Source organism: Sporosarcina sp. UB5 (genome assembly GCF_050859005.1).
Classification (GTDB): Bacteria; Bacillota; Bacilli; order Bacillales_A; family Planococcaceae; genus Sporosarcina.
This window is the reverse complement of record NZ_CP125984.1, coordinates 1800132-1822221: the sequence shown is the minus strand read 5'-3', so window position 1 is coordinate 1822221 and position 22090 is coordinate 1800132. Positions and strand designations below refer to the sequence as shown.

At 45.7% G+C, this 22090-nt stretch carries 21 protein-coding genes; 9 read left to right on the top strand and 12 right to left on the bottom strand.

What is annotated here, in order from left to right; translation table 11 throughout:
* Position 1: 1 nt before the first annotated feature.
* Positions 2-3829, bottom strand: coding sequence for an AAA domain-containing protein (locus QM454_RS09350; RefSeq protein WP_432357195.1), 3828 nt, complete (start codon positions 3827-3829; stop codon positions 2-4).
* A 308-nt stretch (positions 3830-4137) separates the two neighbouring features.
* On the opposite strand from QM454_RS09350, the gene QM454_RS09345 reads away from it, so the two are divergent.
* Together QM454_RS09345 and QM454_RS09340 are read left to right on the top strand one after the other, a co-directional pair.
* Positions 4138-5052 (top strand): thermonuclease family protein, encoded by a 915-nt coding sequence (locus QM454_RS09345; RefSeq protein ID WP_432357193.1) that lies wholly within the window; start codon positions 4138-4140, stop codon positions 5050-5052.
* Between the two features lie 129 nt (positions 5053-5181).
* Positions 5182-5727: a hypothetical protein gene (locus QM454_RS09340; protein WP_432357192.1), complete on the top strand. Its 546-nt coding sequence runs from the start codon at positions 5182-5184 to the stop codon at positions 5725-5727.
* Between the two features lie 155 nt (positions 5728-5882).
* Here QM454_RS09340 and QM454_RS09335 read toward each other — a convergent pair whose 3' ends face one another.
* Positions 5883-7061 carry an IS256 family transposase gene (locus QM454_RS09335; protein WP_432357191.1) on the bottom strand — a complete coding sequence of 393 codons (1179 nt, stop codon included), beginning with the start codon at positions 7059-7061 and terminating at the stop codon, positions 5883-5885.
* A 16-nt stretch (positions 7062-7077) separates the two neighbouring features.
* Here QM454_RS09335 and QM454_RS09330 point away from each other — a divergent pair, with 16 nt between their 5' ends.
* Positions 7078-7653 (top strand): hypothetical protein, encoded by a 576-nt coding sequence (locus tag QM454_RS09330; protein ID WP_432357189.1) that lies wholly within the window; start codon positions 7078-7080, stop codon positions 7651-7653.
* Here QM454_RS09330 and QM454_RS09325 read toward each other — a convergent pair.
* The 6 genes from QM454_RS09325 to QM454_RS09300 form a co-directional block, all read right to left on the bottom strand.
* Positions 7565-8884 carry an acetamidase/formamidase family protein gene (locus tag QM454_RS09325; RefSeq protein ID WP_432357188.1) on the bottom strand — a complete coding sequence of 440 codons (1320 nt, stop codon included), beginning with the start codon at positions 8882-8884 and terminating at the stop codon, positions 7565-7567. The two genes, QM454_RS09330 and QM454_RS09325, sit on opposite strands and share 89 nt — an antisense overlap.
* Positions 8885-9075: 191 nt before the next feature.
* On the bottom strand, positions 9076-10485 hold the full coding sequence (locus QM454_RS09320) for a tetratricopeptide repeat-containing diguanylate cyclase (RefSeq protein WP_432357187.1): 1410 nt from the start codon (positions 10483-10485) through the stop codon (positions 9076-9078).
* A gap of 145 nt (positions 10486-10630) precedes the next feature.
* A complete protein-coding gene (locus tag QM454_RS09315; RefSeq protein WP_432357185.1) occupies positions 10631-10822 on the bottom strand; it encodes a hypothetical protein in 192 nt (63 codons plus the stop codon).
* Between the two features lie 231 nt (positions 10823-11053).
* Positions 11054-12724: an acyl-CoA dehydrogenase family protein gene (locus tag QM454_RS09310; protein WP_432357183.1), complete on the bottom strand. Its 1671-nt coding sequence runs from the start codon at positions 12722-12724 to the stop codon at positions 11054-11056.
* On the bottom strand, positions 12721-14226 hold the full coding sequence (locus tag QM454_RS09305) for a class I adenylate-forming enzyme family protein (RefSeq protein ID WP_432357181.1): 1506 nt from the start codon (positions 14224-14226) through the stop codon (positions 12721-12723). The genes QM454_RS09310 and QM454_RS09305 overlap by 4 nt, the downstream gene beginning before the upstream one ends.
* Before the next feature lie 4 nt (positions 14227-14230).
* Complete coding sequence (locus QM454_RS09300; protein ID WP_432363929.1) at positions 14231-14608, bottom strand: MerR family transcriptional regulator; 378 nt, start codon at positions 14606-14608, stop codon at positions 14231-14233.
* 257 nt (positions 14609-14865) lie between these two features.
* On the opposite strand from QM454_RS09300, the gene QM454_RS09295 reads away from it, so the two are divergent.
* Positions 14866-15291, top strand: coding sequence for a hypothetical protein (locus QM454_RS09295; RefSeq protein ID WP_432357180.1), 426 nt, complete (start codon positions 14866-14868; stop codon positions 15289-15291).
* Positions 15292-15372: 81 nt separating this feature from the next.
* Here QM454_RS09295 and QM454_RS09290 read toward each other — a convergent pair whose 3' ends face one another.
* Genes QM454_RS09290 through QM454_RS09280 form a run of 3 tightly spaced genes read right to left on the bottom strand, consistent with a single transcriptional unit; the run spans position 15373 to position 18360 of the window.
* Complete coding sequence (locus QM454_RS09290; protein ID WP_432363928.1) at positions 15373-16260, bottom strand: glycine betaine ABC transporter substrate-binding protein; 888 nt, start codon at positions 16258-16260, stop codon at positions 15373-15375.
* A 2-nt stretch (positions 16261-16262) separates the two neighbouring features.
* Positions 16263-17114, bottom strand: coding sequence for an ABC transporter permease (locus QM454_RS09285; RefSeq protein WP_432357178.1), 852 nt, complete (start codon positions 17112-17114; stop codon positions 16263-16265).
* Complete coding sequence (locus QM454_RS09280) at positions 17107-18360, bottom strand: quaternary amine ABC transporter ATP-binding protein (RefSeq protein ID WP_432357177.1); 1254 nt, start codon at positions 18358-18360, stop codon at positions 17107-17109. The genes QM454_RS09285 and QM454_RS09280 overlap by 8 nt, the downstream gene beginning before the upstream one ends.
* Positions 18361-18564: 204 nt before the next feature.
* Between QM454_RS09280 and QM454_RS09275 the strand changes: the two genes are divergently transcribed.
* From QM454_RS09275 to QM454_RS09265, 3 genes are all read left to right on the top strand, one after another.
* Positions 18565-19119 (top strand): GbsR/MarR family transcriptional regulator, encoded by a 555-nt coding sequence (locus QM454_RS09275; RefSeq protein WP_432357175.1) that lies wholly within the window; start codon positions 18565-18567, stop codon positions 19117-19119.
* Between the two features lie 161 nt (positions 19120-19280).
* Entirely contained in the window at positions 19281-19466 is a 186-nt protein-coding gene (locus tag QM454_RS09270) for a hypothetical protein (RefSeq protein ID WP_432357174.1), read from the top strand.
* Between the two features lie 113 nt (positions 19467-19579).
* Positions 19580-20125, top strand: coding sequence for a manganese efflux pump MntP (locus QM454_RS09265; RefSeq protein ID WP_432357172.1), 546 nt, complete (start codon positions 19580-19582; stop codon positions 20123-20125).
* A 112-nt stretch (positions 20126-20237) separates the two neighbouring features.
* Here QM454_RS09265 and QM454_RS09260 read toward each other — a convergent pair whose 3' ends face one another.
* Positions 20238-20402, bottom strand: coding sequence for a hypothetical protein (locus QM454_RS09260; RefSeq protein ID WP_432357171.1), 165 nt, complete (start codon positions 20400-20402; stop codon positions 20238-20240).
* Between the two features lie 225 nt (positions 20403-20627).
* Between QM454_RS09260 and QM454_RS09255 the strand changes: the two genes are divergently transcribed.
* Positions 20628-21923 carry a tetratricopeptide repeat protein gene (locus QM454_RS09255; protein ID WP_432357169.1) on the top strand — a complete coding sequence of 432 codons (1296 nt, stop codon included), beginning with the start codon at positions 20628-20630 and terminating at the stop codon, positions 21921-21923.
* On the top strand, positions 21923-22057 hold the full coding sequence (locus tag QM454_RS09250; protein ID WP_432357167.1) for a hypothetical protein: 135 nt from the start codon (positions 21923-21925) through the stop codon (positions 22055-22057). Before QM454_RS09255 ends, QM454_RS09250 begins: the two co-directional genes overlap by 1 nt.
* The last annotated feature ends 33 nt before the right edge of the window (positions 22058-22090 follow it).

Here is a 22090-nt window from a genome sequence, read left to right as displayed (position 1 = left end):
TTTAAGTAAGTGCGAGAGCAGCCTCCTTAAAGCCACCTTGCAATTTTACCTGTTCGACAAGACGTGCGTACATCGCCTTCGTCTCCGCTTTTTTCGGTCGTTTCGTAAACATATCCGAACTGCCGACAATAATGAGCAACTCCCTCGCCCGTGACAATGCAACATTCAAACGGCGATAATCTTCTGCAAAACCGATTGTGCCACTCGGCTGATGATGGTTTCGTACGAAACTCAAAATGATAATGTCCATTTCCATCCCTTGGAATTTATCGACAGAGCCTGTCCGACAATGCAAATGCTTCGGCATAATTTCTTGTTCAATGAGCCGGTCGATCCGCTTCACTTGCTCCCCGTAAAAACTAATGACGCCGACGCTTTTCTTCTCGTCCGGCTGCATCCGACCTTCACGCTTCGCAAGTGAAGTTGCTTCTTCGATATCGACTAGCAATTCACGGATTCTTTCTAGCTCGGCTTCATTGAAAAGACTCGTGCCGCCTTTCACTTGCGCTTCGAAAAACGGAGGCTCATTCGGCATATCAAACCATAGTAGATGGTCATCGCGTCTCACGAGTCGTGAGGAAAGCAGATGATCTCTCACCGCGTCCGAGTCGGTCAATCCACATTGCAGGCGGTACTGGCCATCTACGTAAAACGGTGCAATCGTCTCCATAATGTCCTCATGCATCCGGTATTGAATACCGAGCATCGTCTTGTTCTGCTTCGGCAACGTTCTGAACAGCCGCTCGAACAGCGATTCCTTCAACATGCCACGCAGTTCATTTTTTTCCGCCTCATCTTTAATTTCTTCGATAAATTCCTCCATCGTCTCCCGACCGACAAGGGGCGGCAGCTGATGATGATCGCCGACGAGGACGATTTTCTTCCCTTTTAACATCGGCAACAACAATTCAGGCGGCGTCGCCTTCGACACTTCATCGATAATGACGACATCGAATTCCGGATAATCTTCCATGAAATCACGTCTTGCAGACGCGACACACGTCGTCCCAATGACATTCGCATGCTTCACATACAGCTTGCGGATTTCATCCAAATCAAACTCTCCTGCCCCTGCAAGCATGGAGCTCCATTCATCTTGCAACAAACGTGCGACAGGCATACGGTCCAGTTCCTGCTGCAATTCAGCGGTTTTTGCTGTTTTCAAAGCAATTTCATCCGTCAATTCCTTTTGCCGTTTTTCCGGTTCGGAACGAATGATTTCCTCAAGAACTAGAAGCCGCTCTTCTAAACTACGTATTTGTTCATCTAACTCCGCTTTCTCTTTCAGCAATGAATCGAGAGTTTCCTGTAAGTTTGCCAGCTGTTCAGAAGTTTTGCTAACAGTCACAGCATTTTCTTCGATTGCCTGTTCAGCCTTTTGGAATAACACCTTCCGTTCCTCAACGTCGGCAAGTAGCTTTTCAAGTTCCGCGATCGCCTTCTCGACGTCAGGACGATGGACATTCTCATCGATATGCATTGCGAGCGCCGAACTCTCTTCTTTTAATTGATGAAGCTGTTGCTCGTGTTCTTCAATTGCTCGTTCAGCGGCAAGCACTTCAGCTTCAACTTCCTCAATTTGAGCGGTCATTTCATCCGAAATTTCCTTTTTCAATGTTGTAAAACGCCCTGCCGCCTCACGATCGGATGATGCTTTAATCGTCGTGGCGATTTTTCGCACGTCCTCCGCTTTGCCGTATAAATAAGCGAGGTTTTCGGCGAGTCGTTGCAAAAGCGCCGCCTTTTCAGCATTTGCTGGCATTGCCAATATCCGTTTCGTCTCAGGCCTTACGAAGAAACGGCCAATTTTATCAAGCATGTCATGCATCTGTTCAGCCGTTTTGTAATTGTCGTCTTGCTTGCTACGAACTTGTTCAACAGGGTACTGATGCTTCCGAAGTAAGTTCTCTGCATGATTGATGCCGTTCGTAAGCCGCTCCGCCACTTCCTTCCATTCAAGAAGCGCGTACGGATACGTCCCGTTTTGAATGTCTACGCGCAAGCGTCGGAGTGTATTTATTTCAAGGCTAGTTGGAAGCGACGGCTTCATATTATGCGAAGTGAAAAGTCTTTCTAACTCTTGCAGCTTCCGGATCTGTTGTAGTTCTTCGATGAATCGCGGCAAAGAGCCAACCTTCAATCTATGCCTCGCACATTCCTCCGTCAGCCTACGGACCGCCATTTCCGCGTATTCAATCGCTTCGACCGCTTGGAAATAACGGAGCTTTTTACGCTTTACCGACAATTCAAGCTCCGCTTCAGCCATCTTTTCCTGCATTTCCGGACCGATTGCAGCAGCTTCCTTTTCGTTTTGCAATGTCTCCTTTTCAACCGTCAACTTTTCTAGCGTCACGTTCAATTGTTCCAATTGCTCAGTAATTGAATTTTGTTTCGTGTTTAGTTCCGACAACATCTTTTCCAACGAGTGCTGCTGTTGTTGTAACTCTTTTCGTTCCGCCTCAGCAGCTTGTTTCTCGGCAATTTGCCGGTCCATTTCTTCTCGTTCTTCCTGAAGACGCTTGATTTCTTCTTCAAGACGGCCAATTTCCTCAGTAATTTCTTGCTCTCGTTCCGCACGCTTCTCCCGCTGTTCATTAACCGCACCTAACGTTTCGTCCCGCCAGTACGAAGCGACATTTTCTTCGATGAATCGCTTGCCTTCCTCTTCGATACTTTCTGTCCGCCCGTACCGTAAAATCCGGATACCCGGATCGGCCAATAATCTACCGAGCGCATTGTCGACCGCCAAATTCGATTGCGAAGCGACGAGCGTCCGTTGCCCCGCCTTCATAAGCTGATGACAAAGCTCCGAAATAACTGTCGTTTTCCCTGTTCCGGGCGGCCCTTGGATGACATACAAGTCATTTGCACACATCGCGCCCGTCACTGCTTCACGCTGGAATTCGTTCAACGGATGATGGAACTCGAGCTCAAGACGCTTATTCGTAATTTGGACGACAGGCCGTTCCTCAAATAGCACTTTCTCCAAATTGGCATTTGCCGCAAATCCGTCTTGTAAGTCTTTAAACCCTTTTCGCAGTCGACGAATTTGGCTTAGTTCGGCGAAATTACTAAAGACAATTTCACGTGCGCCATTCGGCAATAAAGAACCGCGTCTCGCAATCGCCTCGTATTTTCGGCTTAACTCAATTTTCACCGACCGTCTTCCCCGGTTCACATCGACAACGGTTCCGAGATCATCGTTTGAGCCTTTCAGTTTAGCGCTGAATCCAGTTATCGATTTCCAATCTTTCGCTTCTAAACCGCTGCAAATGATCGTTAATTGACTAAACGATTCATTAACAATTGGTTGTGAAAAACGGGCAGTCACATCTGCGACGTCCGCATTTTTTTCCTCAATGCGCAAGTATCCTTCCCAACTTTTAATCCGTTTTTCTACGTATGCCGAACGCTCTTGTGCAATCGGGAGCTCTCGAAGGCTCGTATATAGTTGGATCGGCATCGGACTGCCGGTACGCCGGTTGACTGCGAATGCTAGACGGACACCAAGTCGGCGATTCGTCCGAACAGGCTCTTTCCGCCCTTTCACTCTGAAGCTCGTCGCAAGGAAGCCTTCGTTTTTGTAGACGCATTCCATGACGGCGACGCGCTCGTTCAAATGGTTGGCGAGCTGCGGATTTTGTTTAGGGTCAAAGTAGATGGAGAATGTCATGTCGTCTTGTTTTGCGGGAAGCTTTTCGATGTAGACGGTGAAATTTGCCTGCATGGAGAATAGCTCGTTTTCGTCGATCGCCCAGTTTCCGATTTCCTTCCGCGCTCGATTTGTCATATCGAGGCGGCAGCCCATTACTTCGCTTGTTTTCATCATGACATCCTCCTTTCCGGTCTATTTTCGAAATCAAATCATACGTTCTATCATACAACAAAATGGGGGCAGGATTCATTAGAAATCGGGAAGTGGAACTTGTTTCAATCGTTCTTCATTTTTAAGTGATCATAAAAAGACGTAACGCGCTCACAAATTGAGGAAATACCACATTCATTCCCTCGTCCTCTATAAACTTTCCTGCTATACTAATAGAATGGTTTTAGTAAAGGTTTATTCCAAACTAAATAACTATAAATATTACGTAAATAGAGGAGACATTGCGTTTCTAAATGATGGAGGAGTTACAGTTGAAAGGTTTTTCAAAAATAATTGTTGGGTTGTTGTTCGTTGCATTACTTGCACTCGGAGGATGTGCCGATTCTGCCGATAATGAAGCGCCGGTAGAAAAATTGCAGGTGGAAGATAGTTCAAAAGTAGAGGAAAAGAAAGAGACTGAACCGGAAGCTACGAAAAATCCACCGGCAGTAGACGCTCCATCTGGAGAAAAGAAACCTGTTGCCACTGAAAAACCGGCGACGGTGACGAAGACCGAGACGTCCGGCACGACGGCGCAAGTTCCCGTCAAATTGGTAAGGACGATCGATGGGGATACGATTAAAGTGTTGTATAACGGGAAGGAAATGAATGTCCGTTATTTATTAATCGATACGCCTGAAACGAGCCACCCGCGCCTCGGCAAGCAGCCGTTCGGTGACGAGGCGAAGGAGCGTAATCGGGAACTGGTGAATAGCGGCGCACTCACTCTCGAATTCGATATTGGGGAGCGGGTTGATAAGTACGACCGATTGCTCGCTTACGTCTATGTTGATGGAAAAAGTGTTCAAAAGACACTTCTAGCGGAAGGGTTGGCGCGTGTCGCATATGTATTTCCACCGAACACTCGTCATTTGACGCCTTTTGAGGAAGCTCAAGCTGAAGCGAAGAAAAAGGAGCTAGGCATTTGGTCAATTGAAAACTACGCGACCAATTCCGGATTTAATAGCGATGTAGTTCCTTCTACAAGTGGCAACAGTTCGACGCCAAAAACACCAAGTACTTCGACGAGCGAACCGGCAACACCGAGCACGAACGTTTCTGAAGGCCAGGAATGGTTCCAAAACTGTACGGAGCTCCGAAAGAAATACCCGAGTGGCGTTCCTCAAGGCCATCCTGCTTACCAAGCTAAAATGGACCGTGACAAAGATGGTTATGCATGTGAATAATTGTAGACTTAACCGGAAGAGAATTGCCTCTTCCGGTTTTTTTTTATTTAACTTCCCTTCACTTCCGACGATACGCAAAGCATTCAATTCCTTCGCTTGTTTTTTTGTGAGATGCGAGGCGATTTGGGCGTGGAGCGTGATGCTTTGAGCGCGGGGCGGGCCGCTTTGAGCGCGGAGCGTGATGCTTTGAGCGTGGGACGTGTTGCTTTGAGCGCGGGACGTGCTGCTTTGAGCGTGGGACGTGCTGCTTTGAGCGTGGGACGTGCTGTTTTGAGCGTGGGACGTGATGCTTTGAGCGTGGGGCGGGCTGCTTTGAGCGCGGGGCGTGACGCTTTGAGCGCGGAGCGGCTTGCTTTGAGCGCGGAGCGGGGTGGTTTGAGCGCGGAGCGTGATGCTTTGAGCGCGGGGCGGGCTGCTTTGAGCGTGGGACGTGACGCTTTGAGCGCGGGGCGTGCTACTTTGAGCGCGGGGCGTGACGCTTTGAGCGTGGGACGTGCTGCTTTGAGCGTGGGGCGGGCTGCTTTGAGCGCGGAGCGGCTTGCTTTGAGCGCGGAGCGGGGTGGTTTGAGCGCGGAGCGTGATGCTTTGAGCGCGGAGCACGCCGCTTTGAGCGCGGAGCACGCCGCTTTGAGGGTACCGTCAAGAAGTATGTGTAAGTACAACGCAGACTGTTAAGCAGATTTTACTTGGAGGGGCGGACATGTTAGCCTTGGCAGGCGAGGCCAGCTAATTACTATAGCTGGTATCATGGCCTGTTCACATGTCCGCAGAGGCTCCATGTCAAATCTGCGGTCTACGTACAAGCATCCTTAAGATCAACCTATAAAGTTTTAATTAATATTACCGTTGCCATACCGATCACTAAACATCTCCATTAAGGCAGTATGAGCCGAAGCAAATTCAGAACTCATCCTTTTACCCCATTTTTCGTTGTAGTCTTGCGCGACTAAATAGACTATTTTTTCGACAGCTTTTTCACTTGGCAAACTGTTCATAGTCTTGGTGCGTTTTTTTATTTCCTTTATAGTTCTTTCGATAATATTGGTTGTATAGATTTGGCTTTGAATAACTTTGGGATAAGACATGAATGTAAGTAAAACACCAAGATCCTCTTCCCAGGATTGGACCACTTTCGGATACCCTTTCTTCCACTTTTCTCTAAAGTCTTCGAAGGACCTAAGCGCGTCTTCCTTAGTAAGTGCCCGATAAACTTTCTTCAAGTCTGTCATAATGGGCTCCTTGTCCTTCTTACGAACAGAAGAAATAACATTTCTCACTTTATGAACCACGCAGCGCTGCACATCTGCCAGTGGATAGACCTCTTTAAACGCCTGTTCCAGACCAGATAATCCATCGAAAACACCAAGCAATACTTCTTCTAACCCACGGCTTTTGAGACTGGTCAAAATGTTTTTCCAGCCTACTGCACTTTCATTTCCACCCACAAAGAAATCTACGATTTCTCTATAACCATCGTCCCTGACTCCAACAATGACATATACAACCTCGCTTGCAACGTCTTGCCGGCGGAGCTTTAGGTAGGTGCCGTCCAAATAAAGCACAGAATATCTATTGTGAAGTGAGCGTTGTTGCCATTCCAAAATATCTTCCATGACCACGTCCGTGATGTTACTGATCGTTGTAGCTGAGTAGTTGTTCCCCAGAATCCTTTCGATAAATTGTCCAACTTCCCGAGTGCTAAATCCGTTCTGGTACATCGTAATGATTGTTTCACCCAGCCACCTTTCACGCCTTTGGTAAGGGTCGAAAAGCTGGGTGCGGAAATGTCCCTCGCGATCTCTAGGGACTGCCAAGTCTTCTATACGGCCGTATCTTGTATCGAGCATGCGCGAATAATATCCATTCTTACTATTCTTAAGCTCAGGATGTTCTACTTCGAAGAAGTTTTTCATTTCCTCTTTCATAATTGTTTCAAGATTATCCTGGACAAATTGCTTGACTAACTCCTCCATTTGATTAGAAAACAGATTATCGATTATACTAGACATAGATAGTGCATCCTCCTTGGTTTTTGTAGTGATTAACCTTGAGGATGCCCTATCTTTTTTACGTTTACACAGACTATTGTACGTCACCGCTTTGAGCGCGGAGCACGCCACTTTGGACGCGGAGCGACTTGCTTTGGACGCGGGACACGCCACTTTGGACGCGGGGCATGGCGCTTTGAGCGCGGAGCTCGCCACTTTGGACGCGGGACACGCCACTTTGGACGCGGAGCACGCCACTTTGGACGCGAGGCACATCACTTTGGACGCGGAGCACGTCACTTTGGACGCGGGGCACATCACTTTGGACGCGGGGCACATCACTTTGGACGCGGGGCACGTCGCTTTGGACGCGGGGCACGCCACTTTGGACGCGGAACACACCACTTTGGACGCGGAGCGACTTGCTTTGGACGCGGGGCTCGTCACTTTGGACGCGATTATAATAAATATCAGTTATTTCATCAATAAAGCCTCATGGGATCATCCCATGAGGCTTTTCATTATCAATCACGATTTCGATATTGTTCATCAACGACGTCAAATAAATTTGTCTTTTCCAAGTAGGTCCGTGGCGCTTGGAACGTCACTGTGACGACGCCTGGATGGCGGCCGATTTCGATGGAACCGGTGATCGTTGCACGATTCATAATTTCCTCGACAGGGACGTCGAAAAGTTTTGCTGCGCGAGCGAGTCCGTTTTCAGTTGCGACATTCAAATTGGTACCTGTGCCAACGACGGAAATTGGGAGGCTTTCTTCGATTTCTTCTACTCCCCATTGTGCGGCTAGTGCTTTGGCGGATTCTTTTTCCGATGCAGTGAGAGGTTTCGCCGTATATGGCAAGTCCTCTTCATTCGGTAAAAGGATTGGTCCGTCAATTTTTAACCCTTTTAACACATTCACTTGCAAATGGACAATTCCTGCAACGTCTGCAGTATGTCCCGCGATTTCGCCGTCGCCTTGCATCGCGTGCATGTCCCCGATGTAAACGCCGCCGCCCGGTACTTTTACTGGACAGATGAGTGTCGCACCTGCACGTACGCGGCTAATGTCCATATGGCCGTCCGTCCGGTGCTCGTCCAGCTCTTCCTGGGTGACTGCATATTCATGGGGCGCTCCGACGAGGAAGGAGCCGAAATCGCCGGCATTATGAGAATCCGGCAACGGCATCGATGGCGTCGTACCGAGTTGGCCTAGGAAAGGACGCATTCTCGCCACTGTACCAACGAGATCATGCGGTGCAAATGTGACAATTGGGTTTTGAACAGATGCTTCCGGCGTCCCCATATAGCGTCTGCCGTCTTGTCCGATTTTCTCCGCGGCATCCTTCGTCACCGTCAATCCGACATCACCACGGTCGCTAAATGTAATCGTATAACCGTTCGTAAATGTGAATGGCGTAATGTCCTCGTCACATGTCGCACAACGGATTGCTTCCTGCCCGATTCCTTTAATGACAGTTTCGGGATACATCGTCCCGCATCCCGGACATTTCACCGCCACAAACGGATCGCCTAAGAAACGGCCTTCCACTGGCTGATCATGTCCAGATGATGTCGCCATCGAGGTCACTTCAATTGATTTAATTCGGATAGCAATCGCGTCTCCGACTTCAGCGCCTTCAACAAACACCGGAGTCGTCACTTCATGCCCACCTTTAAGGCAAGGCGTAATCATTGGTCCCCAGCAACCGGGGGCCGTATTCGCTACAATTTGTCCGCCGTCCTTTACGGGGCCGAGCATCTCTTTTGTTGGATCTAATACCCCATCAACGAATGAGTTCACAAAAAGCGTTTCAACTGGTGAGTTTACTGCAGTTTTCATCTTTTCTTCCCCCTTCTGAACTAGTACTCTACTTATTATACCAAGTTTTATGATTTTATTGAAATTTTTAAATTAAATCGGTATTCGTTGTGTTGCGCTCCTCCACAACGTACGCGGGTTGTTCCTTGAATGTTCTACTCCATTTTCATGACGCGATTCAACAAAAAAGAGGCTTTATAGAGCCCCTTTTCTTAATTCATCATGCATATTTGGTTTTTTCCTGCTTGTTTCGCTTGATAGAGCGCGACGTCAGCATGGTGGAACAGGTCGGTAAATGTGTGGATATTGCCGTTTGCGTTATCGGCGAGGCCGACGCTTGCGGTTAATGAAATGTAGATGCCGTCTTTTTCAATTTTAATAGCACGGACGGTTTCTAGTAAAGTTTCAGCTTTATGTCGGGCTTCTTCGATGGACAGGTTACGCAAGATGATTGCGAATTCATCCCCACCAAAACGGCCCATTAAATCGCCGCTTCGAATGAGGCTTGCGCATTCTTGACCGATTTTCTTGATGACTGTGTCGCCGAATATGTGGCCGTATGTATCGTTCAAGCTTTTCAAATTGTCGAGGTCAAGCGCGATGCAGACGATGCTTTCGCCTGTCTGCGCAGCTTCGTCAAGCCATTTATTCGTCGTTGTTTCCATATAGCTTCGGTTGTATAGGCCGGTTAGGAAATCCGTGTTTGCACGGCGCTCAATTGTCGAAATCCGATGTTTCACGCCTAATTTCATAGCAGCCATTGTAACTTCGTGCTGCTGGAGATCGCTTAACAAGTTAATAAAATCCTGCTGGGCTTTGTACCCACGTTGTACGTCCCCCATTATGTCACAAAGTGTGCATCTTTTTTCCAAAATGCCTTTCAGTAAATTTCTGTCACCAAAGCTTTCCGCTAGCTCTTTCGCGATGTCATACGCTTGCAATGCTTCTTCGTACATCTTTTTCTTCGTTAATAAACGTCCGTACAAATCATGCACTTGTGTCTTTTCACGAATAAAGGAATCGAGAAGTGGATCATTCACCATTTCATGTACGAGCTGTTCCGCGTCTTCGATGTTCTCCAGGCCAATGAGTGCGTTTGCGATGTTCAACTTCACACGGAATTCCAATATCGGCGTCGGCGGTTCATGCAGTTTCGCCATGGCCAACCCATTTTCCGCCATCGTGAGCGCGCTTTCAAAGTCTTCTTCGATTGCGAGAATCGCGCTGTAATTGCTATACGCATTGCTCACGATGTTGTAATGCTTGAGCTTTTTACCGAGTTCAATAGTACGTTCCAACGTCTCTCTTGCTTTTTCATAGTCTTTCGTATACTCATGCAGTAGGAAAAGGACGTTGCTACCATTTAATCGGTCGGCTTCATCGCCGTTGTCCGCACAATAGTCGAGATAGGCATCGATGCTATGAAACGCCTCTTCAATGGCGCCGATGCAGTAAAAAGATGCGGCGTTGTTAATATGGGCAGTCAAAATGGATTTTGGATCATTCGCTGCTAAACCGGCTTCCAATAGTTGAAAACAAGCTTCAATTGTCTCCTCATATTTCCCTTCCACCCGCAGTTTCAGGACAGTTTGCTGTAATGAAATTAAATCTTCTTTCTCCATGCCCATAACTCCTATCACCCTCGTTAGTTCTAAATAACTATATTTTCTGTAAATCCTCTAGCTACTAGAGTACCATATTTTACGTATCCTGTGGACAAATATGTATGGAGCCGATCATACAGCTCCTTTATATGCGACATTCCCCCTACTTTCTTGCTTGTCCATTTACTACTACGTCTACTAAATTCGATTCAACTTCAACTACATGCTTCCCGTATTCCTTTTCGATTGAAGCGAGAAGCTCTACAGCAGGAGCAATCCCTGCAAATATGGCCGCGCTGCTTGCTACGACGGTTACGGCTAGAACAATTGCAGCTATCTTTTTAATTGCACTCACTCCCCAATGTTTATCCTTTCTATTTACTATACGATGTCATGAACGATTAGAAAATTCATTTTTATTGATAAAATACGCTAATCGGCTATGAAAATCGTCAGTAAACAAAGCGAATCATTGTACATCGACAGATTATATTGTCAGATGCTGATAGAACTTGGGGAAACTTTCATTTTTCGCAACAGGCATAAATAAAAAAGAGAGCCGGTACTTTCCCCGACTCCCTTCTTTTTAAATGATTTCGTCAAAATACTCGACGGTATTCATACGTTCTCCAACTTTTCGTAACGACCACGTATCCCCGATATAAATTTCCGCTAGCTTCTCGAATTTGCCGCCGTGCTTCATCGCCCATTCAAGTGCGACGACGCTTTCGTATAGATGCGCCATCCGTTTCATGAGACCTTTCGCTTCGAACGTTTGGAGCGCATTATCGAGGCCAGCAAATGCTATAAGGTCAGTGGATAGCGAATTTAATTCCACCGATATCGCCTTTTTCATTTCACTATCGCGGATGACGACGAGGCGGTTGCGCATTTCGTCAATGAACAATTTATGGGCTTCGAATTTATTCACAAGTCGGATGAGTTCGAGCCCTAAAATATTCGCTGTTCCTTCCCATACGGTAAGTACTTGAGCGTCCCGTAGCAAGCGTGGGGTGACGAAATCCTCGATGTAGCCGTTGCCGCCGTGCATTTCGATTGCTTCGTGGGCGAAATGAATTGCTTGCTCAGCCGTCTCCTTTTTAATGAGCGCGATGAAAAGCCGGTTGAGAACTTTTTCGCGGTCGGATGCTGCGCCATCCGTCACTCGTTCATATAGTTGAATGAAGTCAAAGACGGTCGCTACTTCGACATGTAGCCTTGCCGCCATTTTCCCGAGTGTATCCTGTACCATCGGATAGTCGGTGAGCCTTTTACCGAATGCATTTCGGTGAGTTGCGTACGCAGTTGATTCCAACAATGCGCGCCTCATGATGCCGATGGAAGCGACTGCGTTACAAATGCGCGAAAGATTGAGCGCTTCCATCATATAATAGAAGCCTTTTGCTGGATCGCCGACTACATAAGCGAGCGCACCATCGAATTCGACTTCTCCGGACGGGACGGCACGGACGCCGAGTTTGTCTTTCAACCGGCGAATGCGGAGCCCGTTCGGTTTGCCGTCATCGGCTTTCCACGGAACTGCGAACAACGTCAATCCACGTGAGCCCCCCTGCGCGCCTTCTATTCTCGCAAGTACCATCGCGACTCCGGCCATACCTGCGTTCGAAGCGAAATATTTCTCGCCGTATAGACGGTAGTTTTCACCGTCCTTTACTGCCTTCACGACGTTCGCCCCAACGTCCGATCCGCCTTGCCGTTCAGTTAAAAATGTCGCCCCTTCGTATAGCGGTACTTCTCCTGTCGAACAGACATTAGGGAGGAACAAGTTTTTCACGTGTTCATCCGCATAATGGTCGATCAAATAGGCGGTCGCCATTGTGAGCGTGACGGGGCAATAAAACCCGGGTTCCGCATGTGACAGTAAATAGCCTTGCGCGAAGCTGTACGTGTAGTTTCCTTTATGGCCTAACTCCGGAATTTCTTTATGGACATACCCAACAATGCCTGTATCATACGTTTCTTGAATTGTTTTCCGGTACCCTTCATTCACCCAAACGTCGGAAATCTCTTCGCCGAATTTATCGTACCGGATAAGGCGCGGCTCTCCTTCACGGTCGGTATGTTTGGCGCGCTCGTCGATTTCATTTGCACAAAGCTCCCCGTAAACAGAAAGTTCGCGTTTCGCGTAGTCGAGGAATGGCCCTTGCAAATGCTCTTCGAGTATCAATCGAAGCGTGTCGTCGCCTTCAAAGAAGTTGTCAGTCTTGATTGATTCTGCTTCTTGGAGGACTTTCATTGAACCGTCACTCCTTCACGCAATGGTTGCTTTAGGATTTTTCCGGAAGCGTTTCGCGGCAATGCGTTGACTTGTTCGTATAGGCGCGGCACTTTGTATTTCGCGAGGTGTTCGTGGAGGAACGCTTTTAATTCCTCGCTATCGACTGGATTCGCTGCAGCAAACACTGCTTTGACCGTTTCGCCCCATTCAGGATGCGGCACGCCGACGACTGCGACTTCGCGGATGCCCGGATAGGTGAGGATCGTCTCCTCGATTTCTTTCGGATAAATATTAACCCCGCCTGAAATGATCAAGTCCTTTTTCCGATCGACAATCCATATATAACCGTCCTCATCGAATTTTGCCAAGTCGCCGGTCTTCAGCCACTCCCCGATGAATGCCTCTTTCGTTGCCTCTTCGTTTTTATAGTAGCCAAGCATATTCCCTTCGCCGAAAAGGACGATTTCGCCGACTTCACCCGGTGAAACGTCGTCTCCATGTTCATTTACAATTCGAAGCTCTGTATGAAGCGGCGCACGTCGTCCAACGCTACCCGCTTTTGTTGAATGCTCATCAGCCAGTAGCAACGAGCCGCTCGGACCGGCTTCCGTCAATCCATATACGCAAACGAGATTGTCCGTACGGAAAGCGTTTTGTACCATCTTCACTTCATTCGCAGATAGCGGCGCCCCGCCGTAAATCCACCATTTCATTGAGGACAGATCCGCGTCTTTCAGTCCTGGATGTCCCGCTGTGAGCAAATAAGCGACAGGTGCCCCGAAGAAATGAGTTGTTTTCTCCTTTTCTACTGAATCGATTAATAGGTCCGGTGCAAATATCGGTGTAAGAACACATGTCGCTCCGACATACATCGCCGCCATCATGAATAAATGAAGTGGTGCCGAATGGCTGAGCGGCATCATGAGGAGGACGCGGCTTTCCGGCTTAAACTCCATTTCGACGGCGATCATTGAAGCGACCGTGAGAATGTTGCGATAGCTGAACAATACCCCTTTCGGATTTCCTGTCGTTCCTGACGTGTAGAGGATTGTCGATTCATCGTCCTCTTTCAAGGTGCACGAAATCGATTTGTCATTTGCGTTTTGGATAAGCGCTTCAAAGCTTTTCCAGTTTCCGGACGGTTCGCCTGTTTTGATTAATAAAGAAGGTGATTGCAATGATTTTACGGTTTCAAACAGCAATTCATGTGCAATGAGCGCATCCGCATCGGAATGGTTGAGCACATACATCAATTCTTCCGTCGTCAGCTTGACGTTGATCGGTACGACGACCGCGCCGATCCGCTGAACGGCGAAATAGGCGATGATGAATTCCTCGACATTCGGTAGGAACAACGCCACTTTTGAACCTTTTGTTATGCCTTCATTTATTAGAGCGTGCCCAAACTGGTTAACGCGCCTGTCCAGTTCTTTGTATGTCGTCCGCTTCCCCATGCAGACGACAGCTTCCGTTTCCGGGTATTTTCTTGCATTTCTCTCCAATAGTTGTGAACTGTTCATCCCTTTATTCCCCTTTCGATATATCCAACTTTTCAGTGAATTTTACGAGCAACTCTTCCATTTCATCTTTCATTTCTTGTAGTTCCTGGATTTTCCGATCGATTTCCCCGATACGACGCTTGCCATATTCGATCGTCACCTCGAGCTGTTTGCGCCCGGTCCTGTCTTTATCGAACAACAGCACCATCTCTTTAATGTCGTCCAACGAAAACCCGTACCGCTTGCCACGAAAAATGAGCTTTAATTTTGCCAGCTCGGCATTCGTATAGAGCCGCTGATTCCCTTCCGAACGTTCCGGTGACAGTAGCCCAATTTCCTCATAATACCGGATTGTACGCGTCGTTACCCCAAATGATTCCGCGACTTCTGTAATCGTCTTCAGCTTCACCACCCCTTCAGCCTTTCCTATAAATATAGCATTGACGTTAACGTAAAGGTCAATCAATTGTTTTGAATTGCGAATAAACTAATAGTGGCTGATATTCTAGTAATAAGGCCGTACCCCGTTCAAGATGCCCTCAAAATATGTACGCTTTAATGTATTTTTCTAAAATTAACAGTTTTTGTTACATTTGTACTATTCCTCACAACTATATCATGCTATAATAAATAAAAAAAATGATAAAAGGAGGATAACTTATGTCTTATAACTATTTTTTGTTTAACAATCGAGCACATGCAATTCGTTGGGCGAAAACGTCCGATGGCTTGTCGGAGATTATTACGACAAACGGTATTTATTATTCCAAACGTAGCCCAATGGACTTACTGAAGGACACAGGCATAAGGAGTCAATTCATCTTACAAACAGAGCCGTCCGATCATATTGATTGTGTATGGATTCTCAATCTATCCTTTAAAACGTACAAAGTGGAAGAAAATCTTACAGATGTCATTTTCGATGATGGAACAAGTCTATTAATTCCTGTCGGAAATAAATATATTGACGAAAAACGTACTCGTTTACATACGTTCACGTATGATGAAGGCGAAATGAACTACATATTTCCTTCGATAAAAGAATTTAACCAATATTACTCGATTGTTTATAAAAGAAAAAAATAAAAGCTTCAACGACCTAAACACGTAGTCGTTGAAGCTGGATAAAAAACAGGCAGCCCACTTAACGAGTAGGCTGCCTAATTGTTATTCCTTCAAATCTTCAATTGAATTAATGTCCATATATTGTGGAACGACGAGACCGATTTTCACGCCTTCCATATTAATGCCGAGTTCTTCGAATTTGCCATCGAATTTAGTCGCATATGTTTCATGCGTTACCGGCAACCATGCTGCGAGTGATGCATCTGCGCTTCCATCTGCAATCGCAGTCCAAAGCGGGCCTGCCTCGACTTGCGTCAATGTAACGTTGTAGCCCATTTGTTCGAGAACGAGTTTAATAACGTTATGACTCGCGATTTCACTATCCCAAGCAACATATGCCAGTTTAATAGCATCGCCGTTAACTTTATTCACGCCTTCTGTCCACTGTGCGACTTTGTCCGCATTGGCGTCAATCCAGTTTTGTGCAGCGACTTCCTCTTTTTCACCTTCCTGGATTGCAACCATTACTTCACCCATATCCTCTTCGGACCAATTGAAGTTGGATAGAATTTGATGGGCTTCTGGAAGGTCATCAGCTAGTCCAAGTCTGCCAATTGTGCGGATTTGCTCTTCCCCACCGAACGAGCCTTTCGGGTCTTCCAAGTATTTCAAGTCGAATTTCGCGAATTTCCAGTGAGGCGTCCAACCTGTTACAATGATCGGCTTTTCAGCATCATACGCCCTTTTTAATGCTGCAGTCATCGCTGCGCCAGATCCTGTCGTCACGTCCCATTTATCGAGTCCGTAGTCCTTGATCGCTCTGTCGGTCGCTTCCATAATTCCCGCACCTGGGTCGATGCCAGTAATTTTATAATCAACGGATTTGCCGACCGATGCCGAGCCGTCAGAAGACTTATCGTCATTTCCGCATGCCGCTAATCCTAATGCGAGTAGTGCTGCTGCTCCTAGTCCAAACATTTTCTTCGTCAATTTCATTGTGTAGTTCCCCCTTGTTTTTTCTTACCTGCGTGCTGCGTGATTCGGTCGAGGATGATGGCGACGATGACGATCGATAGACCTGTTTCAAAGCCTACGCCTGTCTTCAATTGAGTTACCGCCCTGTACACTTCCTCACCGAGTCCCGGTGCACCAACCATTGACGCGATAACGACCATCGATAGGGAAAGCATGATGCTTTGGTTGACCCCTGCCATAATCGTCGGCTGGGCGAGCGGGATTTGCACTTTCAATAGACGCTGCCACGTCGTCGAGCCGAACGCTTCGGTCGCTTCAATTAAATCTTTCGGCACTTGCTCAATACCGAGCATCGTAAGTCGGATCGTCGGCGGCATCGAGAAGATGACTGATGCAACGACTCCTGGTACAACACCGATATTGAAGAAAAAGATGGCTGGCAATAAGTAGACGAATGCCGGCATCGTCTGCATCAAGTCTAAAATCGGACTAATAATTTTCTTCACGGTAGGCTTCTGAGACGCCCATATGCCGAGCGGAATTCCGATGACAAGCGCAATGATGACGGATGTAATAACTAGCGACAACATTTGCAACATTGAATGCCAATAGCCGAGATAATCAATGAACAACAACCCGACTAACGTAAAAATTGCAATCCGCCTTGTAGAGATAAACCAGGCGAGCAGTGCGAACAAAATAGCTAGTACGATGGACGGAATGAATCCCATCCAGTCGACTGCCCCTTCAACAATGCCTTTTAAGAAGGCGGAAATGCCGTCGAAGACTGAGCCAAAATGCGTGACAAGCCAATCGACACCGCTGTCAATCCAGCTAGCAAACGGTAAGCGTGGCAATAGATTATCCAATGTTGCTCACCTCTTTCGATACCTTTTCTGATTCAACTGTACGTTTACTATTGATAAACTGCCCGTCGCCTGCTAACGCGCCGATCAGTGCACCGCGAATAATAATGCCTTGCAAATGATTCTCTTCATTCACGACCGCAACCGGAATTTGTGTTGTCGATACTGTATCGAACAGCTCGGTTAAGACGGTGTCCGGAGTAATCGTCGGAATGTCCGTAATGAGGACATCTTCTAACGTCTTGCCCGTTTCCGTTGCTTCGCTTGCGTCTTGCGCCGTTACTGCACCAAGCAGTCGATTTCCTTTATCCACGACGTAAATAGAAGAAATCCCTTGTCGTTTCATAAGGCGCAATGCAACGCGCGCACCACGGTCGATTTGCACCATATCTGCTTTTTTCATAATATGGCCCGCCGTCAATACTTTCGAAAGATCGACGTCTTCAACGAAACGTTCTACGTATTTATTTGAAGGACTCATTAAAATCTCCTCAGGCGTTCCGATTTGGACGATATCCCCGTCTTTCATTAAAGCAATGCGGTCGCCGATACGGAGTGCCTCGTCCAAATCATGGGTAATGAAAATAATAGTTTTCCCCATGTCATGGTGAAGCTGCAGGAGCTCATCTTGCATATCTTTACGAATTAACGGATCGAGCGCACTAAATGCTTCGTCCATGAGCAGCACATCGGGATCATTTGCGAGCGCACGTGCCAAGCCGACCCGTTGCTGCATCCCGCCACTTAACTGGTTCGGATACTGCTCTTCATACCCTGCTAGTCCGACGAGCCGCAATGACTCAATCGCCTTCTCCTTACGTTCCGCTTTTGTAACCCCTTGGATTTCAAGTCCGTATTCCGTATTTTGAAGAATCGTTTTATGCGGGAAAAGGGCAAAATTTTGGAATACCATTCCAATTTTTTTCCGTCGCACTTGACGAAGTTGCTCTTTATTCATGCCGACAATGTCTTCTCCATCGATGCGGATCGAGCCCATCGTCGGATCAATTAACCGGTTCAACATCCGAACTAATGTAGATTTCCCACTTCCCGACAGACCCATAATGACAAAAATTTCACCGTCATAGACGTCGAATGTTGCATTTTTCACACCTACAGTTGCGCCTGTAGACTTGAGGATTTCACTCTTCGACTTCCCCTCATTCAACAGCTGCGCTGCGCGCCTGCTGTTTTTACCGAAGATTTTTGTCGTATTGACGACTTCGATTTTCTTTCGTATTTCGTCCATTTGTACACTCCCTAAACTTTTAAAACTAATGTCTACTAGTATATGCATAAAGTATTCGTCATTACAACTGTTTTAACGAAATAAATTGTTTGTACGGTAAAAACTGTACAAAGTTTTTATTTATCGTTACACTTGAAATGCATGTATAATACGCTTAGGTTATTGATTGGGGATTGAAATCCCAGACAGCGGAGGGAAAGCACTATGGAAGGTAGAGAAACACTCGACAAAGCACGCGAAAGAATTATTGAAACAATCGCGCAAAATATACATTTATACGGGCTCACACCTTCTGCCGGCAGACAGTACGGCACGATGTTCTTTCATGACAAACCAATGACGTTGGATGACATGACTGAAGAACTTGGGATGAGCAAAACGAGCATGAGCACATCCGTAAGAGCGCTCGCCGATTTGAAATTGGTTGAACGAGCATGGGTTCGCGGCGTCCGAAAAGACTTGTACCAAGTGAAAGACGATTGGTACCAAAGCTTTATTAATCTATTTTCAATTAAATGGCGTAGATCCATTTCACTCCATTCCGTCGCCGTCAGAAAATCGCTACGCGAACTGGAACAGTTGAAAGCCAATCCCGACATTAGCGATGAATTGAGGGAGACCGTTGAAACAGACATTGCAAAGCTCAACTACGCCCGAGACTACTTCGATTGGCTTGACCGACTCGTCGACGCCTTCGAAGACCACGACATCTTCGACCTTGTACCTCTAAAGGAACACGAGGGGCCGGAAAATAATTAAAAGAAAATCACCATAGAAAAAGGCGGCCCCAAACATCCAGGGACCACCTTTTTTATTGAACAGAACGTCAAACGCATAAACAAAAAACGCCTCCCATTGCATTCACATTGCAGTTATACTACGCTTAACTATGCGCCTGCATTGCAAAAGGAGGCATACATATGCAAAAAAAGATACCGACACTTATGCTTTTATTCATTATCGGCACAGTGTCACTCATCCTATCCTTAACCGTTACACTACCGAACACCATTGAATGGATGTTGCTCATTTTAGGTGTTCTACTTAATATGACAAGCGCAATTGGACTTATGCTAATCGGCATTAAAAGGATTAGAGGATCATAAAAAGCTGTTTCGAAGTCGGAATCCACTTCGAAACAGCTTTTTTCGTCCGCCCATTTTGCCCTTACCGCCCGTCATATACATATGGGATAGACATTCGCATGGAGGGGTTATCCATGAAAATAATTACCATCTTAACGATTGCGGTTGCCGCAAATATCGATAATCTAGGTATAAGTATGGCTTACGGCTTGCGTGCTAACCGAATTCCGATTAGGTACAACTTAATTATCTCATTAATTTCTATGGCTTGTGCATTTGCTTCTATTCTTATCGGAAGCTTCTTATCAGGCATCTTTTCCATTTCTACCTCCAACATGATTGGAGGAATTCTGCTTATTGGGCTCGGTCTATGGACGATTGTGAAGGCCGCAAACCCACCGAAAGAATGCGTCCGTACAATGGACTACATTAACTGGAAGGAAGCGATCGTATTAGGCTTCATCCTTGCATTCAATTGCCTATCGATCGGTTTCAGCGCTGGCGTTACAGGCGTTGAGCCATTTTCGACATCACTTGCGATTGGTGTTTGTTCATTTATCTCCATCATGATCGGCTTCCGCATTGGCGAGAAAATTGGGTCGAGCAAGTTGGGGCAACAAGCTGAACGCTTAGGTGGATTACTGTTGATTGTAATCGGCTTAAATGAAATATTTATATGAAGGCACGAATGCAATCCAATGACATTTTCAGCAATTATCGATCTTTTCATATGTATAATAAAAAAAAGATGACTGCTACATTCCACCGAATGTCAGTCATCTTTATTAACAATCACTCTGATTTTAGCGTATTTGTCAATTCGTCATAATCAACAGATTTCAATAAACCATTGGATTGCATCTTTTTCACAAATTGCAAGAGTTCCATCTTCATCTTCATGATCTCGATGTCCAGGAATTCCATTTCGCAGTCTACTTTCGTCTTTGCTACCGTCATCCCCTTCACACTCCTTTTGTACTGTTATAGTTCGATGAATCGCCATGGCGTGGGACTAATAACTATACTATATCATGCTGTATGCTCCTAAAGAATTATAACCGGTTGGGACATTTTTTTCAAATTCAACGTTTTTTTTCAGTTTTTCGAGAAAAGTTTCTCACTTTCGATGAATATGCTTTATAATGGAAATAGGATATGATAGATAAGGAGAGGGATCGGCGAGTGAAAATAGGTCATTTGATACGTGCTGAACGTATACGGCAAGATATGAAGCAAGTTGTCCTAGCCAAAGGAATTTGTACGCCATCTTATTTATCGAAAATTGAACGGAATCAAATCGAACCAAGCGACGACATTACCGTTCTGCTCATGGAACGGCTAGGAATGGACCCGGGGAAGTTGCAGGAGAATGATGAGGAGACGGAAATTGAGTTTGAGAAGATGTTGCTGGAGACATATCGTGATGTTTTGACAACGAGAGATTCAAATTTCACGAGAGAGAAATTAGAGTACCTTGAGCAAAACGCCCCCCTATTTGAAAACGATTCATTACATTTTACTTATTCGCTTATCACTTTTCGACTTAATATGATGGTAAGAATTGATTCAGAAAAACTCAAACAAGAAATTAATATACTTGAAGAATCTATTGATAATTTTGATGTATACCAACTTTATTTGTTTCACTTAAATAAAGGGTTATTCTGTTATAATACTGGCAACGTAAAAATGGCCATACAATATTATGAGTTAATACTCCAAAAACTGGAGTCGTTACCTCTTGGAGAATGGGAAAAAGCTGAATTTAATTATATAATTGCTGTATTTTATGCGTCCGATGGGCATACATTCAATTCGATTGATCATGCTAGACGTGCACTCATTTTTTTCCGAGAACATTTAATGATGAGTAGAGTGTTAGAATGCTATATTCTTATCGGAATTTCTTATAAAAGAAGCGATAAATTCCAAGACGCACTGGAAGCATATTCAAAAGCTATGCAAATTAGTGAAGAGTTTAATTTACAAAGCGAAAAAGGGATTATTTATCACAATATTGGAACTCTAAATGGAGCTATGGGAAATAGTACCGAGGCTATCCAATATTACGAAAAAAGCATTGATCATAAAATTGATTCTTCCGAAAAGCTTATTACAATTCAATGTTTAATTGAGGAATACTCGAAAATGAATGAAAAGAACCTTGTTACTGAATGGGCAAACAAAGGGCTAGCATTGTATCATCAAATACAAGATGAAAACCAAGTTTCTTATTTTCATCATTTCGGCTTGTATAAATCATTGCATAGTAAAGAAGGACTCTCTGTAGAAATTGCCGAAGCGGCAATTCAACACTTCAAGGAAATTCAAGATTTCAGATATATTCATAAATATTGCATTGCGTTGGCAGAGTGGTACTATTATAATAGGAAATATAAGCTAGCATCTATTTATTATCGAGACGGGAATAGATATGGCTATATTTATAGAAAAATGGAAAAATGGGAGGATTTATAATGAAAAAGTTTGCATCGATTCTTTTACTAGTTATTGTTTTAGGCATAACAGCTCAAAGCAGTACTGCATCAGCAAGTAGCGCTGACCAAGTGCCAAAAGTGTTAAACACTTTCTCTTACACTGTAGAAAAATAATTAAAAGGAATGCACCCGCTATGGAGGCATTCC